The 20,870-nt window shown below is 73.3% G+C and carries 18 protein-coding genes and 1 tRNA gene; 11 read left to right on the plus strand and 8 right to left on the minus strand.

Translation table 11 applies throughout. The annotated features are described in order from the left end of the window. Nucleotides 1–119: 119 nt before the first annotated feature. The 5 genes from BLT72_RS03695 to BLT72_RS03715 all read right to left on the minus strand — a co-directional run bounded on the left by BLT72_RS03695 (nt 120) and on the right by BLT72_RS03715 (nt 7,678). A complete protein-coding gene (locus BLT72_RS03695; protein ID WP_091410279.1) occupies nt 120–1,805 on the minus strand; it encodes an ABC transporter family substrate-binding protein in 1,686 nt (561 codons plus the stop codon). A gap of 130 nt (nt 1,806–1,935) precedes the next feature. Then, on the minus strand, nt 1,936–4,092 hold the full coding sequence (locus tag BLT72_RS03700; protein WP_091410281.1) for a dipeptide ABC transporter ATP-binding protein: 2,157 nt from the start codon (nt 4,090–4,092) through the stop codon (nt 1,936–1,938). Beyond that, a complete protein-coding gene (locus tag BLT72_RS03705) occupies nt 4,089–5,033 on the minus strand; it encodes an ABC transporter permease (RefSeq protein ID WP_091410284.1) in 945 nt (314 codons plus the stop codon). Before BLT72_RS03705 ends, BLT72_RS03700 begins: the two co-directional genes overlap by 4 nt. 9 nt (nt 5,034–5,042) lie before the next feature. After that, nucleotides 5,043–6,026 carry an ABC transporter permease gene (locus tag BLT72_RS03710; protein WP_091410286.1) on the minus strand — a complete coding sequence of 328 codons (984 nt, stop codon included), beginning with the start codon at nt 6,024–6,026 and terminating at the stop codon, nt 5,043–5,045. A gap of 134 nt (nt 6,027–6,160) precedes the next feature. Further along, on the minus strand, nt 6,161–7,678 hold the full coding sequence (locus tag BLT72_RS03715) for a phospholipid carrier-dependent glycosyltransferase (RefSeq protein ID WP_091416620.1): 1,518 nt from the start codon (nt 7,676–7,678) through the stop codon (nt 6,161–6,163). A 152-nt stretch (nt 7,679–7,830) separates the two neighbouring features. Here BLT72_RS03715 and rsmI point away from each other — a divergent pair, with 152 nt between their 5' ends. The 8 genes from rsmI (at nt 7,831) to BLT72_RS03755 (ending at nt 15,246) form a co-directional block, all read left to right on the plus strand. Continuing rightward, on the plus strand, nt 7,831–8,718 hold the full coding sequence (gene rsmI, locus BLT72_RS03720; protein WP_091410289.1) for a 16S rRNA (cytidine(1402)-2'-O)-methyltransferase: 888 nt from the start codon (nt 7,831–7,833) through the stop codon (nt 8,716–8,718). Between the two features lie 65 nt (nt 8,719–8,783). Continuing rightward, nucleotides 8,784–9,608, plus strand: coding sequence for a TatD family hydrolase (locus tag BLT72_RS03725; RefSeq protein WP_091410292.1), 825 nt, complete (start codon nt 8,784–8,786; stop codon nt 9,606–9,608). 2 nt (nt 9,609–9,610) lie between these two features. Then, nucleotides 9,611–10,234, plus strand: coding sequence for a nitroreductase family protein (locus BLT72_RS03730; RefSeq protein ID WP_091410295.1), 624 nt, complete (start codon nt 9,611–9,613; stop codon nt 10,232–10,234). A 141-nt stretch (nt 10,235–10,375) separates the two neighbouring features. After that, complete coding sequence (locus tag BLT72_RS23265) at nt 10,376–11,563, plus strand: resuscitation-promoting factor (protein WP_091410297.1); 1,188 nt, start codon at nt 10,376–10,378, stop codon at nt 11,561–11,563. Next, a complete protein-coding gene (gene rsmA / locus BLT72_RS03740) occupies nt 11,560–12,426 on the plus strand; it encodes a 16S rRNA (adenine(1518)-N(6)/adenine(1519)-N(6))-dimethyltransferase RsmA (protein WP_091416622.1) in 867 nt (288 codons plus the stop codon). The genes BLT72_RS23265 and rsmA overlap by 4 nt, the downstream gene beginning before the upstream one ends. 43 nt (nt 12,427–12,469) lie before the next feature. Beyond that, nucleotides 12,470–13,399: a 4-(cytidine 5'-diphospho)-2-C-methyl-D-erythritol kinase gene (locus BLT72_RS03745; protein WP_091410299.1), complete on the plus strand. Its 930-nt coding sequence runs from the start codon at nt 12,470–12,472 to the stop codon at nt 13,397–13,399. A 60-nt stretch (nt 13,400–13,459) separates the two neighbouring features. After that, the gene (locus tag BLT72_RS03750) at nt 13,460–14,674 is read left to right on the plus strand and encodes a low temperature requirement protein A (protein WP_091410302.1); all 1,215 of its coding nucleotides are present in this window, start codon (nt 13,460–13,462) and stop codon (nt 14,672–14,674) included. A gap of 32 nt (nt 14,675–14,706) precedes the next feature. Next, the gene (locus tag BLT72_RS03755) at nt 14,707–15,246 is read left to right on the plus strand and encodes a nucleoside/nucleotide kinase family protein (RefSeq protein ID WP_091410304.1); all 540 of its coding nucleotides are present in this window, start codon (nt 14,707–14,709) and stop codon (nt 15,244–15,246) included. On the opposite strand, the gene BLT72_RS03760 is transcribed toward BLT72_RS03755, so the two are convergent. From BLT72_RS03760 to BLT72_RS03770, 3 genes are all read right to left on the minus strand, one after another. Further along, complete coding sequence (locus BLT72_RS03760; protein ID WP_091410306.1) at nt 15,216–15,740, minus strand: MarR family winged helix-turn-helix transcriptional regulator; 525 nt, start codon at nt 15,738–15,740, stop codon at nt 15,216–15,218. The two genes, BLT72_RS03755 and BLT72_RS03760, sit on opposite strands and share 31 nt — an antisense overlap. A gap of 64 nt (nt 15,741–15,804) precedes the next feature. Continuing rightward, complete coding sequence (locus tag BLT72_RS03765) at nt 15,805–17,022, minus strand: MFS transporter (protein ID WP_231930309.1); 1,218 nt, start codon at nt 17,020–17,022, stop codon at nt 15,805–15,807. 89 nt (nt 17,023–17,111) lie between these two features. Continuing rightward, nucleotides 17,112–17,714, minus strand: coding sequence for a TetR/AcrR family transcriptional regulator (locus tag BLT72_RS03770; RefSeq protein WP_231930545.1), 603 nt, complete (start codon nt 17,712–17,714; stop codon nt 17,112–17,114). Between the two features lie 231 nt (nt 17,715–17,945). Here BLT72_RS03770 and BLT72_RS03775 point away from each other — a divergent pair. From BLT72_RS03775 to BLT72_RS03785, 3 genes are all read left to right on the plus strand, one after another. Further along, nucleotides 17,946–18,024: transfer RNA gene (locus BLT72_RS03775), tRNA-Gln, on the plus strand. Nucleotides 18,025–18,063: 39 nt separating this feature from the next. Continuing rightward, entirely contained in the window at nt 18,064–19,731 is a 1,668-nt protein-coding gene (gene glmU / locus BLT72_RS03780) for a bifunctional UDP-N-acetylglucosamine diphosphorylase/glucosamine-1-phosphate N-acetyltransferase GlmU (RefSeq protein WP_091410311.1), read from the plus strand. Beyond that, nucleotides 19,728–20,705 carry a ribose-phosphate diphosphokinase gene (locus BLT72_RS03785; protein WP_091410313.1) on the plus strand — a complete coding sequence of 326 codons (978 nt, stop codon included), beginning with the start codon at nt 19,728–19,730 and terminating at the stop codon, nt 20,703–20,705. The genes glmU and BLT72_RS03785 overlap by 4 nt, the downstream gene beginning before the upstream one ends. Nucleotides 20,706–20,870 lie beyond the last annotated feature (165 nt).

Below are 20,870 nucleotides of genomic sequence, written 5' to 3' on the forward strand. Positions count from 1 at the left end.
GATGACGTCGAGACGTTAGCAGGGGCGGGCGCGGCGGCCCTGGACGCACGGAGGGCCGGCGCCCTGCGGCGCCGGCCCTCCGGTCAGGTCTCCCGCGTGCGCGGGGTCGTGCTAGCGGCTCACTTCTGGAAGCCGATGTTCTCCCACTGCGGGCTGCTCAGGCCGAACGCGCCGTAGTTGGCGAGCTTGGCCTTGGTCGCGATCAGCTCGGGCCGCTGGTAGAGCGGGACGATGCCCACGCTGGTCCACAGCTGCTCGGCGACCTGGTTGGCCAGGTCGATCCGGGCGGCGGGGTCGGTCTCCTTGCTGATCTCGGTGATGAGCTTGTCCGTCTCCGGCAGCGAGACCTGCTGGTAGTTGCTCTCCGAGCCCGTGCCGTACAGCTGGTTGATGTTGGCGAACGGGAACGGGGTGCCGATCCAGGTGAAGGCGATCAGCTCGAAGGAGTGGCTGGACAGCGTCGTGTTGAACTCGTCGGCGGGGACGTTGACGATGTCGACCTTGACGCCGATCTCCTTGAGCTGGTTCTGCGTCTGCAGCGCCTCGTTCTGCGACGCCGGGACGCCGTCGAGGGCGGAGAACTTGACGGTGAGCTTCTTGCCGTCCTTCTCGCGGATGCCGTCGGAACCGGCGACCCAGCCCAGGCCCTCCAGGTCGGACTTGGCCTGCTCGACGTTGTAGTCGATGCCGGTCTTCTGGCCCAGGTCCACGTAGCCCTGCTGGTTCGACAGGATGATGCCGTTGTTCAGCTGGGTGACCGGCCAGTCGATGCCGGCCAGGTCGGACGCGCCGATGGCGGCCCGGTCGAGGCCCTTGACCAGCGCCTGGCGGACCTTCTCGTCCTTCAGCACGCCGGCCTTGGAGTTGAAGGTGATGTGGCGCCAGTTCGGGCCGGCGGCCTTGCGCACGGCGCCGTCCGCGACACCGGAGGCCAGCTGGAAGCCGTTCGGGTCGGGGCCGATGTCGAAGGCGTCGATCTCGCCGTTGACGAAGGCGTTCGGGGTGGCGTCCGTGGCGACGGTGCGCCAGGTGATCTTGTCGAGGAGCGGCTTGTCGCCCCACCACTTGTCGTTCGGGACGACGCTCACCGTCTTCTGGGTCTTGTCCTCGGCGTCGACCTTGTAGGGCCCGGCGAGCCAGTCGTTGTCGAGCTCGGTCCAGCCGTCGTTGAAGGTCTTCGCGTCCTTGACGCTCTCCGCCTTCAGCGTCAGCGAGAGGGGCGAGGCCCAGTCCGGGTAGGCCTGGCTGAAGGTCACGGTCACGTCGAACTTGTCGGCGCCGGAGGTGACGCTCGCGATCTTGTCGAAGCCGTCGGTGGAGGCGCAGCGGAAGGACTTGTCCTTGCCGTTGCACGCCTCCCAGGTGGCCTTGATGTCGTCGACGTCGATGGCCGAGCCGTCGCCCCAGACCGCCTTCGGGTTCAGCTTCAGGTTGATCGTCGTCGGGTCGTCGGACACGACGTCGGCCGAGGTGACGAACGGCGCGTTCGGGGTGTAGGCGCCCTTCGCGTCGAAGTTGAAGAAGTTCGGCAAGAACGTGTTCCGGATGCCGGTGAGCTCGTTGTTGTTGCCGTCGATCTGGAGTGGGTTCCAGTTCGTGCCGAGGTCGCTGACGGCCAGCCGGAGCTCACCGCCCTGGGCGAGGTTCGCCCGGTCCTGGACGTTGATGTCCTGGGCCGTGACGGGGGCGATGCTCGGCTGGTCCGAGCTGTCGGTCGCCGGGTCGTTCGACGAACCGGAGCCGCAGGCGGCCAGGGCGAAAGCCCCCAGCAGCAACGGCCCCGCAAAGATCTTGCGTGACTTCACTGTTCCTCCATGAGATCTGGCGGTCGGCTCGTGGTCGACCGCGCATCAACACTCTACGAGCGGGGGCACGATGCCCGCGTTCCCACGCCCGGCGGTGCGTCAACTGTGCCTTCTGCGTGCAACAGGGGTGTTACCGGGCGCCTCCGTCTGGTGCGGCCGGCGCGGTCACGGGCTGGACCACGCGGACCTCCTCGTTGTAGTGGCAGGCGGAGGTGTGGTCGGGCCGACCGATCTGGTACAGCTCCGGGACGACCTCGACGCAGCGGCTCCGCTCGGTCTCGCCCAGGGTCGCGAACCGCTGGCAGCGGGTCCGGAACCGGCAGCCGCTGGGCGGGTTGGCCGGGCTCGGCAGGTCGCCGGTGAGGATGATCCGCCGCCGGCTGCGCTCGGCGTGCGGGTCGGGGATCGGGATCGCCGACAGCAGGGCCTGGGTGTAGGGGTGGGTCGGGTGGTCGTAGACGTCGTCGACCTCGCCGATCTCGACGATCTTGCCGAGGTACATGACGGCGACCCGGTCGGCGATGTGCCGGATCACCGCCAGGTCGTGGGCGACGAACAGGTACGAGAGCGACAGCTTGGCCTTGAGCTCGTCCAGCAGGTTGATCACGCCGGCCTGGATGGAGACGTCGAGCGCTGACACCGGCTCGTCCAGGACGATCAGCTTGGGCTCCAGGGCGAGGGCCCGCGCGATCCCGATGCGCTGCCGCTGACCGCCGGAGAACTGGCCCGGGTAGCGGTTCGCGTGGGACGGCTCGAGCCCGACGAGGCCGAGCAGCTCGCGCACCCGTCGCTCGATCTCGGCCTTGCCGACGCCGAACACCCCCATCGGCTCGGCGATCAGGTCGAAGACCGGCATCCGCGGGTCCAGCGAGGCCATGGGGTCCTGGAACACCACCTGCAGGTCGCGGCGCATCTCGCGCCGCTCCACGTTCTTCAGCTGCCCGGTGTCGCGGCCCAGCACGACGACGCGCCCCTCGGTGGGCGCCTTGAGGTTCAGCACCTCGAGCAGCGTCGAGGACTTGCCGCAACCGGACTCGCCGACCAGGCCGAGCGTCTCGCCCTCCTTGATCTCGAGGTCGATCCCGTCGACGGCGTGCACGGTGCCGATCCGCCGGCGGTAGATCGCGCCCTTCATCAGCGGGTAGTGCCGCTTCATGCCCTCGAGCTGCAGCACCGTGGAGCGCTCCTCGCGCGGCAGCCGCTCCAGCGGCGAGTGCGCCGGGGCGGGGGTCGGGAAGATGTCGTCGTAGCCGAGGTCGCCGGCGGCCACCTTGCCGACGTGGATGCAGGCGGCGACGTGGGCCGGGTGCCCCGCCGGGACGAGCGGCGGCTCGACCTCCCGGCACTCCGGGGTCGACAGCGGGCAGCGGGGCTCGAAGGGGCAGCCCGGGGGCAGGTTGACCACCGAGGGCGGGTTCCCCTCGAGCGTGGCGAGCGCCTTCTTCTCGGTGGCGTCCAGCCGGGGCACCGCCCCCAGCAGGCCGATGGTGTAGGGCATCCGCGGGCGGTAGAAGATGTCGTCGACGCTGCCCTGCTCGACGGGGCGGCCGGCGTACATGACCGTGACCTGGTCGGCGATGCCGGCGACCACCCCGAGGTCGTGGGTGATCATGATCATGGCCGCGCCGGTCTCGCGCTGGGCCTTCTTGAGCACCTCCAGCACCTGCGCCTGGATGGTGACGTCGAGGGCGGTCGTCGGCTCGTCGGCGATGATGACGTCGGGGTCGTTCGCGATCGACATGGCGATCATCGCCCGCTGCCGCATGCCGCCCGAGAACTCGTGCGGGAACGACTTGACGCGCACCTGCGGGTTGGGGATGCCGACCAGGTCCAGCAGGTCGACGGCGCGCTGGGTGGCGGCCGCCCGCGAGAGGTCGTGGTGGGTCTGGATCGCCTCGACGATCTGGTCCCCGATCGTGTACACCGGCGTGAGCGCCGACAGCGGGTCCTGGAAGATCATCGCCAGCGACTCACCACGCAGCCGGGACATCTTCTCGTCGCTGCGGCCCAGCAGCTCGTCGCCGTGCAGCGTGACCGAGCCGCTGATCTTCGCGCTGGCCGGGTGCAGCCCCATGATCGCCATCGAGGTCACGGACTTGCCCGAGCCGGACTCGCCGACGATGGCCATCGTCTCGCCGGCGGCCAGGTCGAAGCTGAGGCCGCGGACGGCCTGCACGGGCCCGGCCTCGCTCGGGAAGGTGACGTGCAGGTCCTGCACGCTCAAGACGGTGCCGGACGACGTCCGGCGGACCTTGCCCGGGCCGGCGGGCGTTGTGGTGGTGCTCATCGGGCGGATCCTCCGGAGGCCGAGTTGGGGTCGAGTGCGTCGCGCAGGCCGTCACCGACGGCGTTGACGCACAGCACGAGGGCGACGACGGCGATCGCCGGGCTGACGAACAGCCACGGGAAGCTGTTCACCTGGCGGGCACCCTCGCCGAGCAGCGTGCCCAGCGAGGTGTCGGGCGGCTGCACGCCGAAACCGAAGAACGACAGCCCGGTCTCGGCGAGGATCGCGGAGCTCACGTTGAGCGTCGCGTCGATGATCAGCAGGGACGAGATGTTGGGCAGCACGTGCCGGACGATCGTCTTGGGTGCGGACAGGCCCATGAAGCGGGCGGCCTGCACGTACTCGCGCTCCTTGATCGACATGCTCAGGCTGCGGACCACGCGGGAGGCGAGCATCCACCCGAAGGCGGCCAGCAGGACCACGAGCAGCAGCCAGGAGTTGGGCCCCTTCGGGCCGCTCGTGGTCAGCACCGCGATCAGCAGGAACGAGGGGACCACGAGCAGCAGGTCCACCACCCAGAGCGCGACCCGCTCGAACCAGCCGCCGAAGTAGGCCGCGAACGAGCCGACGATCGCGGCGATGCCGGTGGACAGGATGGCGACCAGGAAGCCGATCAGCAGCGACTTGCGCAACCCGCGGAGGGTGAGCGCCAACATGTCGCGGCCGCTCTGGGTGCTGCCCAGCGGGTGCCGGTCGCTGGGGGGCTTGAGGTAGGCCTGCCGGTCGATCTCGTCGTAGGCCCAGTTGGACAGGTAGGGACCCAGCAGGGCGACGGCCACGAAGACCACGAGCAGCACGAGCCCGACGACGGCGCTCTTGTTGCGCAGGAAGCGGCGCACCACCAGCCGGTTGCGCGAGATCCGCCTGCCGCCGTCCTCCGCGGTCGGCGGCGGGTTGCCGATCGGGTGCTCGTCGGCGAGCTCGAGAAGGTTCTGGCCCATCCGGATCTCCTAGCTGAGGCGCACGCGCGGGTCGAGGATGGCCACGGCGATGTCGGACAGGACGGCACCGACCAGCACGCAGGCGCCGCTGAAGGCGACCACGGCCACGGTGCCGTTGACGTCCTGGCCCGTGATGGTGGAGACGCCGTACTCGCCCATGCCGTGGAAGGCGAAGATGATCTCCATGAAGGTGGCGCCCGTGAACAGGGTCGCGATGCTGAATGCGAAGTAGGTCCCGGTGGGGATCAGCGACGTGCGCAGCGCGTGCTTCATCACCGCCCGGGAGCGCCGGAGGCCCTTGGCCCTGGCCGTGCGGACGAAGTCCGAGCCCAGGGCGTCGAGCATGAGGTTGCGCTGGATGCGGCTGAAGAAGGCCGCGTTGATCAGCGTCAGGGCGATCGTCGGCAGGATGAGGTGCTGGGCCCGGTCGACGAACGCCGCGCCCACGTAGTCGCCGCGGTCGCCGGTCTCGCCGATGAACTCGAACAGCCGCAGCCCGGTGCCGTTGTTGACCTTGGTCGCCACGACCTGCAGGGCGCTGGCGATGACGAAGGACGGGACCGAGAGGATGAAGAGCGAGGCCGCCGTGGAGATCCGGTCCGACGGCTTGTACTGGCGGGTCGCGGTCCACGCCCCGAGCAGCACGCCGACGAGCGTGCCCAGCAGCGAGCCCAGGGTGATCAGCCGGATGCTCACCCAGATCCGGCGGCCGACCTCGTCGACGACCTCGCCGCCCTTCGGCGCCTCGCCCCAGTCCCAGTGCAGGACGACGCCCTTCAGCCACACCCAGTAGCGCTCCAGCAGCGGCACCTGGTCGCTGAGGTTGCGCAACCGGAGATTGCTCTCGACCGAGACGGGGTCCAGCGGCGGGTTGACCAGCTCGTAGAGCCGTCGCGGCTGCAGCTGGCTCGCCGCCAGGAGGTAGCTGAGGCTGACCGCGATGAAGAGCAGGACGACGTAGTTCAGGAGACGTCGTGCGACGTACGACCCCACGGAGACCGGCCTCTCACCTCGTCCGGGGAACGGTGCGACCCCGGTGGTCCCCGAACTCTAGTCGCGCAGCGGGCGCGACCCGCCTCCGGCCGGGCACCGGTTGAGCGCCGGCTCGGCAGGACAGCTCCCCGCTCTCAGATCCAGCTCCGGAACCACATCCGCGACAGCCACGCCGGGTAGGGCAGCAGTGTGTCGGTGAGGACCGGGTAGAGGTAGGCGAAGTTGGCCGCCACCAGGGCGAGGAAGGCCCCGGCGATGATGGCGCCGACCATCCGCCGGTCGCCGCCGGCGCGTGGTCCGAGGACCCGGCCGAGGCACAGCGCCACGGCCATCACCGAGAACGGGATGATCGCGATCGCGTAGAAGAAGAAGAGCGGGCGCGTGTCGTGGCTGAACCAGGGCAGCCAGGCGGCGAGGACGCCGACCACCGGGATGCCGAAGCGCCAGTCTCGGCCGCCGACCCAGAACAGCACGGCGGCGACGAGGGCGAAGATCGCCGCCCACCACAGCACCGGCGTGCCGATGCCGCTGATCACCCGGATGCAGTTGTCGGGGCCCAGGCAGCCGTCGGTGCCGGGGGTGATCCCGTTGACGGCGTCGATGCCGATCGGCCGGGCCACCACCAGCCAGCCCGCCGGGTCGGCGCGGTAGGCGTGGGTCGCGGAGTTGATGAAGCTGCCCGTGTGGAAGGCGTAGATGTCGCGCTGGTACTGGAGCAGCGAGGCGAGGTCGGCGCCGAGGAGCCGGACGCTGGTCGCTCCCGGGTGCTGAGCCCCCCACTGGCGGTCGTACCCGCCGCTGGTGGCCAGCCAGCCGGCCCAGCTGGCGCCGTAGACGAGGACGGCGAGCACGACGAGCGACACGAAGGCGGGGATGCCGTCCTTCAGCACGGCGGTCGGGGCGCGCCACCCGGCGCCGGCCAGGCGCCGGGCCCCGACGTCCCAGGCGAGGGAGAGCAGGGCGAAGGCGGCGAGCAGGTAGAGGGCGTTCCACTTGGAGCCCAGGGCCAGCCCGAAGCAGACGCCGGCCGCGATCCGCCAGGGCCGCACCAGGAGCAGCGGGCCGTAGCGGCCCCCGAGGTCGGGGAGCCCGCGCGTCTCCAGGTGGCCGGCCAGCCGGCCGCGCATCCAGTCCCGGTCGGCGGCCAGGCAGGCCACCGCCGCCATCACGAAGAAGGCCAGGAAGATGTCCAGCAGCGCGGTCCGCGACATGACGAAGGCCAGGCCGTCGAAGGTCAGCAGCAGGCCGGCGACGCCCCCGACGAGCGTGGACCGTGCGACGCGCCGGACCAGCCGGATCGTCACCATCACCAGCAGGGTCCCGAACACCAGGGAGGCGAACCGCCAGCCGAAGGAGTTCATCCCGAACAGCTGCTCGCCGCCGGCGATCAGCCACTTGCCGACGGGTGGGTGGACGATGAACGACGGCTGCTGCAGCATCACGTCCGGCGTGCCGCCGGTGACCTGCGCGTCCGCGCCGGACGGCCAGCTGCGCTCGTAGCCGTGCCGGAGCAGCGAGTAGGCGTCCTTGGCGTAGTAGGTCTCGTCGAAGACCAGCTTGTTCGGGTAGCCCAGGCCGACCACGCGGAGGCCGAAGGCGATCGCCCCGATGACCAGGGTCACGAGCCAGCCCGTGAGGCGGTCGGCCGGCATGGGGTGCCGCAGCCGCTCGACCGTGGTCGGCGGACGCGGGGCGGGGGGCGGGGTCCTGGGCGGGGAGTCGAGGACGGGCGTCATGTGCTCGACCGCGGCTACCTGCTCGGTCACCGGACCATCCTAGGTGTGGCGTCTGGGACCCTGGGGGGATGAGCGCAGCGAGTGGCGAGAACCGTGACCCGGGCGGGTCGGGCGGCTCGGGCGGCGTCGTCGTGCTGGCCGGTACGCCGATCGGGGACGTTTCCGACGCCTCGCCGCGGCTGCGGCGGGAGCTGGTGGGGGCCGACGTCATCGCCGCCGAGGACACCCGGCGGCTGCGCGGGCTGCTGCAGCGGCTCGAGCTGACGACCACCGCGCGCGTCGTCTCCTACTTCGAGGGCAACGAGGTGCAGCGGACGCCGGAGCTGCTGGCGGCGCTGGCCGAGGGGTCCCGGGTGCTGCTGGTCACCGACGCCGGGATGCCGTCGGTCTCCGACCCGGGCTACCGGCTGGTCGCCGCCGCGGTCGAGGCCGGGTTCCCGGTCACCGCCGTGCCCGGCCCGTCCGCGGTGCTCACCGCGCTGGCCGTCTCGGGCCTGCCGGTCGACCGCTTCTGCTTCGAGGGGTTCCTGCCCCGCAAGCCCGGCGAGCGCGGCCGCCGGCTGGCCGAGCTGGCGGCGGAGCCCCGCACCCTCGTCTTCTTCGAGGCCCCGCACCGGACGGCGGAGGCGCTGGCGGCGCTGGCCCTCGCCTTCGGCGGGGACCGCCGGGGGGCGGTCTGCCGCGAGCTGACCAAGACCTACGAGGAGGTCGTCCGCGGCCCGCTGGACGCCCTGGTCGCCTGGGCGCAGCGGGAGGTCCGCGGCGAGGTGACCCTGGTCGTCGAGGGAGCGCCCGTCGTCGTCGCCGACCTCGACACCGCCGCCGCGGACGTGCTCGCCCTGGTCGCGGCCGGGACGCGGCTGAAGCCAGCGGTCGCCACGATCGCCGCCGAGACGGGGCTGGCCAAGAACGCGCTCTACGAGGTCGCCCTGCGACGGCAGGCGCCGTCGGCCTGACCGGGCCCCGCCCCCCTGACCGGCCGAGCGGGCCGGCGCGTCCACGGACCTGCGAGGGTGACCCGGTGGACCTGCCCGCCCTGCCCGACCCGCTGCCGCACCCGGTCGTCGACACGCACTGCCACCTCGACGCGACCCTCGAGCTCTCCGGCCTCGACCCCGCCGAGGCGCTGGACCGGGCGGCGGCCGTCGGCGTGCCGCGCGTCGTGCAGGTGGGCTGCGACGTGCCCAGCTCGGTGTGGGCGGTCGAGGCCGCGGCCCGTCTCCCCGGCGTGGTCGCCGCCGTCGCCCTGCACCCCAACGACGCCGCCCGGCTGGGCGACGGGCTCACCGCCGGACTGGAGGCCGTCGCCGCGCTGGCCGGGCGGCCCGGTGTCCGCGCGGTGGGGGAGACCGGCCTGGACTTCTTCCGCACGCCCGACGCCGAGGGCCAGGCCCGCCAGCGCGAGGCCTTCGCCGCGCACATCGCCCTGGCCCACCAGCACGACCTCACCCTCGTCATCCACGACCGGGACGCGCACGCGGCCGTCCTGGACGTGCTCGACGCCGAGGGCGTGCCCGACCGGGTCGTCATGCACTGCTTCTCCGGCGACGCGGCCTTCGCCCGCGCCTGCCTGGACCGCGGGGCGCACCTCTCCTTCGCCGGGCCGGTCACGTTCAAGCCCAACCACCACCTCCGGGCGGCGCTCGCCCTCACCCCGGCGGACCGGCTGCTGACCGAGACGGACGCGCCGTACCTGACCCCCGTGCCGCTCCGCGGCCGGCCCAACGCCTCCTACCTGGTGCCGCACACGGTGCGCTTCCTGGCGGCGGCGCTCGACGTCGACCTGGCCGCGCTCTGCGCGCGGCTGGACGCCAACGCCGAGGCCGCGTTCGGCGGGGCCTGGTAGCGGTGGAGCTCAGCGAGGCGCTCCGCCGTCGCCGGATGGTCCGCCGCTACGACCCGGATCGTCCCGTCGCCGCCGCCGCCCTGGAGTCCGTGCTCGCGGCCGCGCGGCGTGCGCCGTCGGCCGGCTTCACCCAGGGCGTCTCGCTCCTGGTGCTGGACACGCCGCCCGCCCGCCAGGCTTTCTGGGCCGCGACCGCCCTGCCCGGCGCCGACCCGCACCGGCCCAGCCGCTGGCTGGCCGGGATGCGGACGGCGCCGGTGCTCGTCCTGGTGTGGACGAGCCGCGACGCCTACCTCGACCGCTACGCCGAGCCCGACAAGGGCTGGTCCGACCGCGACCCGGAGCGGTGGTCGGCGCCCTACTGGTTCGTCGACGCCGGGATGGCGGCGATGGCCGCCCTGCTGGCCGCCGTCGACGCCGGGCTCGGCGCCTGCTTCTTCGGCGTGCCCGCCAGCCGCGTCCAGGCCGTCCGCGCCGCCTTCGGGGTGCCCGGGGACCAGCTGAGCGTCGGCGCGCTGAGCCTCGGGCACCCGGCCCCGGACGCCCGGGCGGGCGGCTCCGCGGCCCGCCGCGCCCGCCGGCCGGCCGAGGACCTCGTGCACCGCGGCCGCTGGTCCAGCCCCTAGCAGCCACGGTCGTGCTGAGCGCGGATTTCGCGTCGTGTCGGCCCGCCCGTTACTATTCCGTGACCGTTTTCGGGGACCGGCTCGTCGCTGCGCCCTGAAGTCGCCGAGGTCCGCGCCCTGCGGACCACCTCCAGGAGTGCTGTGCGCAAGATCATCCCCGTCGTCGCCGCTGGCGCCGCTCTGGCCGTGGCCGGGACGTCCGTGGGCTGGGCCGCCCTGAACAAGGACGTCACCATGTCCGTCGACGGCTCGCCGACGACCGTGACCACCACCGCCGGGACCGTGGGCGAGCTGCTGCAGGACCAGGGCATCGCCGTCACCAGCCGCGACGTCGTGGCCCCGGACGTGTCCGCCAAGGTCACCGACGGCACCCGCGTGGCCGTGCAGTTCGCCCGCCAGGTGACCTTCACCGTCGACGGGCAGAAGAAGACGGTGTGGACCACGGCGACCAGCCTCGACCAGGCGCTGGCCGCGCTGGGCGTCAACACCACCGGCGCCGACCTGTCGACCAGCCGCAGCGCCAGCATCGGCCGCGAGGGCCTGGCCGTCGACGTCGACACCCTCAAGACCGTCACGATCAAGGCCGCCGGCAAGAAGCGCCAGGTCGAGACGACGGGCACGACCGTCGCGGACGCGCTGGCCGCGGCCAAGATCAAGGTCGACGAGGACGACCGGCTGAGCGTCGACCCCGACGACGAGCTGAAGAACGGCGACGCCTTCACCTGGACCAAGGTGGACGTCAGCACGGAGACGAAGAAGCAGGACGTCGCGTTCACGACCGTGCGCAAGGACTCCAAGACCCTGGCCCGCGGCACCACCAAGGTCGGCACCACCGGCCGGGAGGGCACCCGCACGCTGACCTACCGCGTGGTGCGTGAGAACGGCGAGGTCGCGAAGCGGACCAAGGTGGCCAGCAAGGTGACCGAGGCCCCGCGCGCCCAGGTCGTCCTGGTCGGCACCAAGGCGCCGGCCGCGCCGAAGGCCCCGGCCCGCTCCTCCTCGAGCGGCTCGAAGAGCTCCGGCTCTTCCTCGAGCGGCTCGACGAGCTCCGGCTCCGGCTCGTCCGGGTCCTCGGCGCCCAGCGTCGCCTCCGGCAGCGTCTGGGACCGCCTGGCGCAGTGCGAGTCGGGCGGCAACTGGAGCATCAACACCGGCAACGGCTTCTACGGCGGGCTGCAGTTCACCCCCAGCACGTGGCGCGCCTACGGCGGCAGCGGCATGCCGCACCAGGCCAGCCGCGAGCAGCAGATCGCCGTCGCCCAGAAGGTCCAGGCCGGGCAGGGCTGGGGCGCGTGGCCGGCCTGCACGTCGAAGCTGGGCATCCGCTGAGCCTCCTCGACCCGACCGCGGTCCGCCGGATCGCCACCGGGCTGGGCCTGCGGCCCACCAAGCAGCGGGGCCAGAACTTCGTCACCGACGCCAACACCGTGCGGCGCATCGTCGCCGCCTCCGGGGTGGGTCCCGACGACGTCGTCCTGGAGATCGGGCCGGGCCTGGGGTCGCTGACCCTCGGCCTGCTCGAGGTCGCCGACGCCGTCGTCGCCGTGGAGATCGACGAGCTGCTGGCCGGCGAGCTGCCGACGACCGTCGCCGAGCGGATGCCCGCCCGGGCGGACGCGCTGGCCGTGGTCACCGCGGACGCCCTGGGCGTGACGACCCTGCCGCGCGACCCCACCGTGGTGGTGGCGAACCTGCCCTACAACGTCTCGGTGCCGGTGCTGCTGCACCTGCTGGCCACCTTCCCGAGCTGGCAGCGCGGGCTGGTCATGGTCCAGCTCGAGGTGGCGGACCGGCTGGTGGCCGGGCCGGGCTCGAAGATCTACGGCGTGCCGTCGGTCAAGATGGCCTGGTACGCCGCGTCGTCCCGGATCGGGACGGTGCCGCCCAGCGTCTTCTGGCCGGTGCCGAACGTGGACTCCGGGCTGGTGCAGATCGTCCGCCGGCCCCCGCCCGCCACCACCGCGACCCGCGAGCAGGTGTTCGCCGTGGTCGACGCCGCCTTCGGGCAGCGCCGCAAGATGCTCCGCTCCGCCCTGTCGGGGCTGGTCGGCAGCTCCGCCGCCGCCAGCGAGGTGCTGAGCGCCGCCGACGTCGACCCGCAGGCCCGGGGCGAGATGCTCCAGGTCGGCGACTTCGCGCGCATCGCCGAGCAGCTGGAGCACGCCCGTGCCGCCCGCGACGTCCAGGGCTGAGCCCAGCCGAGGGCGGGTCGGCCTCACGCCGTAGCCTCGGTCCGTGGCCTCACCTCTCCCGCCGACCCCCGTCGGAGTACGGGTCCGTGTGCCCGCCAAGATCAACCTCGCCCTGAAGGTGGGCGGGCGGCGTCCGGACGGCTACCACCCGCTGGCGACCGTCTACCACGCCGTCTCCCTCTACGACGAGGTCGAGGCGGCCTGGGCCGAGCCCGACGAGTTCGCGGTCGCGGTGAGCGGTGAGGGGGCCGCGCAGGTCCCGCTCGACGACTCCAACCTGGCGCTGCGGGCGGCCCGGCTGCTGGCCCGGACCCACGGGCCCTACGACTCCCTCGGGGCGCACCTGACCATCCGCAAGGCCATCCCGGTGGCCGCGGGGCTGGCCGGGGGCTCCTCGAACGGGGCGGCGGCGCTGCTGGCCTGCTCGGTGCTGTGGGACCTCGACGTCTCCTCCGACGGCCTCCGCGAGCTGGCCGCCGAGCTGGGCAGCGACGTCCCCTTCGCGCTGCTCGGCGGCACCGCGCTGGGCAGCGGCCGGGGCGAGGAGGTCGTGCCCGCCCTGGCCCGCGGCACCTACCACTGGGTGCTGGCGTTCGGGCACCACGGGCTGTCCACCCCGGCCGTCTACGGCCGCTTCGACGAGCTGACGCCGGACGCCGGCGCCCCCGAGGTGCCCGACGACCTGATGAACGCGCTGCGCAGCGGCGACCCGGCCCTGCTGGGCGCCGCCCTGAGCAACGACCTGCAGGACGCCGCCCTGGACCTGCAGCCCCGGCTGCGGCAGGTGCTGGAGGCCGGCCTGGAGTACGGGGCGGTGGGCGCCGTCGTGTCGGGCTCGGGACCCACCTGCGCCTTCCTGGCCGCCAACGAGGCCGCGGCCATCGACCTCACCGTCGCGCTCAGTGCGGACGGCGTCTGCCGCGAGGTCCGCCGGGTGAGCGGCCCGGTGGTGGGGGCGCGGGTCGTCGCGTAGCGCGCGCCGGGAGGTCCGCGGCGTAGCGCGCGGGTCGGCCGGTCGCCTAGCGTGCGGCGCATGAGCGTCGCGCCCGCCACCTCCCTGGTCCGCCGTCTCGTCCCGCGGGACCCCGGCGAGGAGCACCGGGTCGCGACGCCGCTGGAGCTGCTGACGGACCTCTGCTTCGTCGTGGCCGTCGCCGCCGCCGCCACCGAGCTGCACCACGCCGTCGCCGAGGACCACGTCGTCGCCGGCGTGACCGGGTTCCTGATGGCCTTCTTCGCCATCTGGTGGGCCTGGTTGAACTTCACCTGGTTCGCCTCGGCCTACGACAACGACGACGTCGTCTACCGGCTGCTGACGATCGTGCAGATCCTGGGCGTGCTCGTGCTGGCCGCGGGGATCCCGCTGGTCTTCGAGGGCCACTTCGCGGTGGTGGTGCTCGGCTACGTGGTGATGCGCATCGCGCTGGTGCTGCAGTGGCTGCGCGCCGCCCGGCACGACCCCGCCCACCGGGCGACCAACCGGCGCTACGCCCTCGGGATCGTCGTCGTCCAGCTGGCCTGGGTGTCGTTCATCCCGCTCGCCGAGCTGGAGTGGCTGCGGCTGCCGGCCTTCCTCGTCTTCGCCGCCGCCGACATGGCCGTCCCGGTGTGGGCCGAGCGCGCCGGGCTGACCAGCTGGCACCCGCACCACGTCGCCGAGCGCTACGGCCTGTTCTTCATCATCGTGCTGGGCGAGACGATCCTCGCGGCCACGACCGCGGTCGGGCGGGCGTTCGCCGACCCGGCCGCCCGGGCCGGTGTGCTCGTCGTCGTGCTCAGCGCCGTGCTGATCGTCTTCAGCTGCTGGTGGCTGTACTTCTCCCGCGAGGCCGGTGCCGTGCTCGAGCGGGCGCGGGACGACGACCTCGGGCTCGCGTTCCGCTGGGGGTTCGGGCACTACGCGGTGTTCGCCGCGGCCGCCGCGGTGGGTGCCGGGCTGGCCGCCCGGGTCGACCACTGGACCCACCACGCCGAGGCCTCGGAGCTGGTGACCGGGGCCTCGGTCACCGTGCCGACCGCGGTCCTGGTGGCCATGATCTGGCTGATCCAGCTGCGCGGCCACGACGCGTCGCCCCGCACGGCCGTCCCCTTCGGGCTGGCCGTGGTGCTGGTCCTCGCCGGGACCCTCACCCCGGTGCCCGAGCTGGTCGCCGGCCTCGTCGTCGCCGCCTTGCTGGTGGTGGAGGTCCGGCTGGCCGCGGCGGCGGGCCGGGCCGGGTCGACGCTCGCGGCCGCGGGCAACCGCTGACGCCCCCCGACGTCGACCGCGACGGAGATCTGATGCTGCGCCCCCTGGTCCTCACCGGCGGACCCGCCGTGGGCAAGTCCACCTGCGCCCGGCTGCTCGCCGAGGCCCTCCCGCGGGCCGCGGTCGTCGACGCCGACGACGTCCGCCAGCTGGTGGTCGCGGGTGCCGCCGCACCCTGGCAGGGACACGAGGGGCAGGTCCAGCACGCCCTCGGGGCCCAGAACGCCGCGGGCCTGGCCCGCGGTCTGCACGGCGCCGGGTTCGCCGTCGTCGTCGCGGACGTGGTCACCCCCGCCACGGCGGCGGTCTACCGCGTCGGGCTGCCGGGCTGCCTGCTGGTGCACCTGCGGATCTCCCAGGCCGGTGCGCGGCGCCGCGCGGCGACGCGCACCGTGCACCTCACCGACGCGGAGTTCGTGCTGCTGCACGACTGGCAGGCCGCCGACCCGCCGCGGGCCGACGTCGTCCTCGACGTCGACGGGCTGTCCCTCGCCGAGCAGGTGGCGGAGGTCCGCCGGCTCTGGGAGGCGGCCGGGGACGGTCAGGGCGCGGCCGTCGGCTCCTCGCGGTAGACGACGAGCAGCCGGCGCAGCGTCTGGGCCAGCTGGTGCTGGTCGCCCTCGTCGAGCCCCGCCAGCAGCTGCTGCTCCGCCTCCAGCAGGTCGGCCAGGGCGGCGTCGACGGCGAGCCGGCCGGCGTCGGTCAGCCCGACGAGCACCCCGCGCTTGTCGCCCGGGTGCAGGTCGCGGCGGACGAGGCCCCGCGCGGCCAGCCGGTCGACCCGGTTGGTCATGGTGCCGGAGGTGACCATCGTCTCCCGCAGCAGCTGGCCGGGGGAGAGCTGGTTCGGCGCGCCCGCCCGGCGGAGCGCGGCCAGCACGTCGAACTCCCACGTCTCCAGGCCGTGCGCGTTGAACGACGCCGCCCGCTGCCGGTCCAGGTGGCGGGCCAGCCGGGTCACCCGCGACAGCACCCGCATCGGCGTCACGTCGAGGTCCGGCCGCTCGCGGGACCAGGCCTCGACGACGAGGTCGACCTCGTCGCGTGGTTCGCGGTCGACGGCCATGGCCCGCATCCTACGGGCGGTGGGCGGAGCGGCCCGGGGTCCCGGGCGGCCCGACGGGCGGGGCTCAGCCGCGGTCGCGGGGGCCGGCGAGGTCGGTGTCGGTGCGCGGCATGGTCGCGGCCAGGGCGATGATGCCGGCGCAGAGCACGGCCGGCACGGCCATCGTGTGCTGGATGCCCAGGTGCCGGACGAGGAAGCCGATGACGGCCGGCCCCATCAGGAAGGCCGCGTAGCCGAAGGTGACGACGACGGCCAGCACCCGGCCGCCGCCGAGGTGGCCGGCCACCGCGTAGACCTGCGGGGCGATCATCCCGACGCCGAAGCCCACCAGGCACCAGCCGGCGACGAGCAGCGGCAGGCTGCCCACCAGGGTCACGACCACGTAGCCGAGGGCGGCGCAGGTGCCGCCGAACCGCACGACGGCGCGGCGGCCGAACCGGGCGACCAGCCGGTCGCCCAGCAGACGGATGACCACCATGAAGCCGTTGACGGCGATCAGCCCCAGCGCGCCGGTCGTCGGGTCCACCCGGGCGACGTCGGTGACGTGGATGGCCGACCAGTCGACGGCGGTGCCCTCGGCCAGGCCGAAGGCCAGCGCCATCGCGCCCAGCACCCAGGCCGCGCGCGGGATCCGCGCCCGGACGCCGTCGACGGAGTGCGGGACGACGGCGCTCTGCGGGGTGATCCGCAGCAGCACCACCAGCACCACGGCGGCGATCACGGCCAGCCCCAGCATCAGCGGGGTGACGATCCCGCCGCCCTCGATGCCCAGCACGCGGGCGAGCAGCAGCACGGCCCCGGCACCGGCGAAGCCCCCGATCGAGAACCACGCGTGGAAGGTGCTCATCACCGGCCGGCGGCGGGCCGCCTCCACCTGCACGCCCAGCGCGTTCATGCCCACGTCCATCGCCCCGTTGCCGAGCCCCAGCAGGACCAGGCCGACGACGGCGACACCGAAGGAGGGGGCGAGGGCGATCGTCACCGCCGCGCCGATCAGCAGCGGCAGGCCGCACAGCGCCACCGTCCGGGCGCCGACGGCGTCGGCGAGCCGGCCGCCCACCTGCATCGAGAGGATGCCCGCGACGCCCGCGCAGAACAGCATCGCCGCGATGTGCCCGTCGTCGATCAGCAGCTTCGCGCGCAGCGACGGCAGCGCCCCGGCGTTGCCGCCGATCAGCATGCCGTTGACCGCGAACAGCACGGCGACCGCGAGGGAGGCGGCCTTCGAGTCGAGCGGGGCGGTCCGGCCGGTGGGCGGGGCGGGGGAGAGGGTCGAGGTCACAGCGGGTCCGTCTTCTGTATCGATTTAGATGCCGAGACGACGATACGGCCCGTCGAGGGGACGGGGCAAGCCGGCCGGGCGCGCGGTGCTCAGCGGGCCGGATCGGTGACCAGGGTGGGCTTGGCCTGCAGGTGGCTGAGCCCGTTCCAGGACAGGTTGACGAGGTGGGCCGCCACCTCGCGCTTGCCCGGGCGCTGCACGTCCAGCCACCACTGGCCGGTGCTGGCCACCATGCCGACGAGCATCTGCGCGTAGATCGGTGAGTGCTTGGGCTCGAGGCCCTGCCGCTTGAACTCGGCGGACAGGATGCCCTCCACCTGCGTGGCGACGTCGTTGAGGATGGTCGCGAAGGAGCCGCCGGCGTGGCCGAGGGAGGAGTCGCGGGCCAGGATGCGGAAGCCGTCGGTGTGGGCCTCGATGTAGTCGAGCAGGGCCAGCGCGGCCTGCTCCAGCAGCTCGCGCTGGTGACCCGAGGTCAGCGAGCTGCGGATGCCGTCCAGCAGGGTGCGGACCTCCCGGTCGACGACGACGGCGTAGAGCCCCTCCTTGCCACCGAAGTGCTCGTAGACCACCGGCTTGCTGACCATCGCCGTGGCGGCGATCTCCTCCACCGACGTGCCGTCGAAGCCGCGGAGCGCGAACAGCGAGCGGGCCACGTCGATCAGCTGCTCGCGGCGGTCCGCCCCGGTCATCCGGACGCGGCCGGGACGCCGGGCGCGCGTGGACTCGCGCCGTTCCGGTTCCCGTGTGGCCATGCTGCCCAGTCTGCGGGCTGGGCCGCCGCGGGCGAAACCTGGGCTCCGACGCGTCGGTCGCGCGTGCCGCCGCGGGCCTGCGGCGACCCTCCGGCGCGCTCGGGCCGAGCGTGCGGCAGGGGTCCCGCGTGCGTAGTGTGGTCCCCGGTCGGTCCCCGGATCGGTCGTTCCCCGGTTGGTCTGCCGGCAGGGCCCGCCTGACTTTGAATCAGGACCAGCGACGTAGGTTCGACTCCTACCCGGGGAGCTCCGCCGACACGTCCCACCACCCAGCGAAGAGAGCTCCATGCCCCGACAGCCCGACGCGCCCGTGCAGCCCGACCCGTCCCCGACGGAGGACCCCGCAGCCGCCGCGCACCCCGTCGCCGCCGTGGTCGTGCTGGCCGCGGGCGAGGGCAAGCGGATGCGGTCGGCGCGGTCGAAGCTGCTGCACGAGGTGGCGGGCCACTCGCTGCTCAGCTACGCCGTCACCGCGGCGACCACGCTCCAGCCGCAGCACGTCGTCGTGGTGGTCGGCCACCTGCGCGAGCAGGTCGAGGCGCACCTGGCCGAGATCGCGCCGCACGTCACGACGGTGGTGCAGGAGGAGCAGCGGGGCACCGGGCACGCCGTCCAGGTCGCCCTGGCCGCGCTGCCCGAGCTGGTGGGCGACGTCGTCGTCACCTACGGCGATGTCCCGATGCTCGACGGCGACACCCTCGCCGGCCTCCTCGCAGACCACCGGGCGCAGGGCGCCGCCGTCACCGTGCTGACCGCGCAGGTGGCGGACCCGACGGGCTACGGCCGGGTGGTGCGGGACCCCAGCGGCCAGGTCGAGGCGGTCGTGGAGCAGCGCGACGCCGACGAGCACCAGCGCTCCATCAGCGAGATCAACTCCGGCATCTACGTCTTCGAGGCCACGACCCTGGCGCAGGGCCTGGCCGGGCTGCGGCCCGACAACAGCCAGGGCGAGCTGTACCTCACCGACGTGCTGGCCTCGGCCCGCCGCGCGGGTGGGCTGGTCAGCGCGCACCTGACCGAGGACGCCTGGCTGACCGAGGGCGTCAACGACCGCGTCCAGCTGTCCCGGATCAACCTCGAGGTGAACCGCCGGATCCTCGACCGCTGGATGCGGGCCGGGGTGACCGTCGTCGACCCGGCGACCACCTGGGTGCACGCGTCGGTCGACCTCGGCACCGACGTCACCCTGCTGCCGGGCACCGTGCTGGAGGGCGCGACGTCGGTGGCCGCCGGCGCGGTGGTCGGCCCGGACACGACCCTGGTCGACGTCGAGGTGGGGGAGCGCGCGCAGGTCAGCCGCACCGTCGCCTCGCTCGCGGTGATCGGGCCCGACGTCTCGGTCGGACCGTTCGCGTACCTGCGGCCCGGCACGCGGCTGGGCGCGGGGGCCAAGGTCGGCACCTTCGTCGAGACCAAGAACGCCCAGCTGGGCGCGGGCGCGAAGGCGCCGCACCTCTCCTACGTGGGCGACGCCGTGATCGGCGACGGCGCCAACATCGGGGCCGGCGTGATCTTCGCCAACTACGACGGCGTGCACAAGGCGACGACCACCGTCGGCGCCTTCAGCTTCGTCGGCAGCAACGCGGTGCTGACCGCCCCCGTCGTCGTGGCCGACGGCGCCTACGTCGCCGCCGGGTCCACCATCACCAGCGACGTCGAGATCGGGGCGCTGGCCGTCAGCCGCGGCCGGCAGCGCAACGTCGCCGGCTGGGTCGTGCGCAAGCGGCCGGGGACGAGGACGGCACGGGCCGCCGAGGCGGCCACCACCAGCGCCGACCCGGTCGCCGCGGCGCCCGAGCAGGACCAGGCCGCCGCGCCCGCCCCGCTGCAGGACCAGCAGGCCCAGCCCGCGCCCGTCCAGGCCCAGCAGGTGCAGGACCGCCAGCCGCACGACCACCCGGGCGACGACCAGCGCCCGGGCCAGCAGGACGACGAGGGGAACGCCCAGGCATGACCGGTTTCAAGAAGCCCAACGAGAAGCACCTGATGCTCTTCTCGGGACGGGCCTACCCCGAGCTGGCGGAGGAGATCGCCGACCACCTGGACCTGGGCCTGGTCCCCACCCGGGCCCTCAACTACGCGAACTCCGAGATCTACGTCCGCTTCGAGGAGTCGGTCCGCGGCTGCGACGCCTACGTGATCCAGAGCCACGCCGCCCCCATCAACGAGTGGGTGATGGAGCAGCTGATCATGGTCGACGCCCTCAAGCGGGCCTCGGCCAAGCGGATCACCGTCGTCGCCCCCTTCTACCCCTACGCCCGGCAGGACAAGAAGCACCGCGGCCGCGAGCCCATCTCGGCCCGGCTGATGGCCGACCTGTTCAAGACCGCGGGGGCCAACCGGCTGATGTCGGTCGACCTGCACGCGGCGCAGATCCAGGGCTTCTTCGACGGCCCCGTGGACCACCTCTGGGCGCTGCCGGTGCTGAGCAAGCACATCTCCGACCGCTACGACACCTCGGAGATGACGGTCGTCTCCCCCGATGCCGGCCGGGTGCGGCTGGCGGACATGTGGACCGACCAGCTCGGCTGCTCGCTGGCGATCATCCACAAGCGGCGCGACCCGAACGTCGCCAACACCGTCGCCGTGCACGAGGTCGTCGGTGACGTGCAGGGCAAGGTCTGCCTGCTGGTCGACGACATGATCGACACCGCCGGCACCATCTGCCAGGCCGCCGAGGCGCTCAAGGCCCGCGGCGCCAAGGCCGTCATCGCCGCGGCGACCCACGCCGTCCTGTCCGGCCCGGCCATCGAGCGGCTGACCGCCACGGGGTTCGAGGAGGTCGTGGTCACCAACACCCTGCCGATCCCCGACGAGCGCCGCTTCGAGGGCCTGACGGTGCTCTCGATCGCCCCGCTCATCTCCCGCGCCATCCGCGAGGTCTTCGAGGACGGGTCCGTCACCAGCCTCTTCGGCGGCCAGAGCTGAGCGCCACGCCCTGAGCCCGTGGCCCCCGCGCCCTGAGCCTGTCGAAGGGCCCGACAGGCTCGGGCCGCGGGGTGACCCGGTTTCCGGCCCCACGCCGGTTCCGCTAAGGTGGACCAGTTGCCTCGGCGAGGGTCGCGAACCGTGATCGACGAGAGATGTGGGCTG

It is taken from the genome of Friedmanniella luteola (assembly GCF_900105065.1).
Taxonomy (GTDB): Bacteria; Actinomycetota; Actinomycetes; order Propionibacteriales; family Propionibacteriaceae; genus Microlunatus; species Microlunatus luteolus.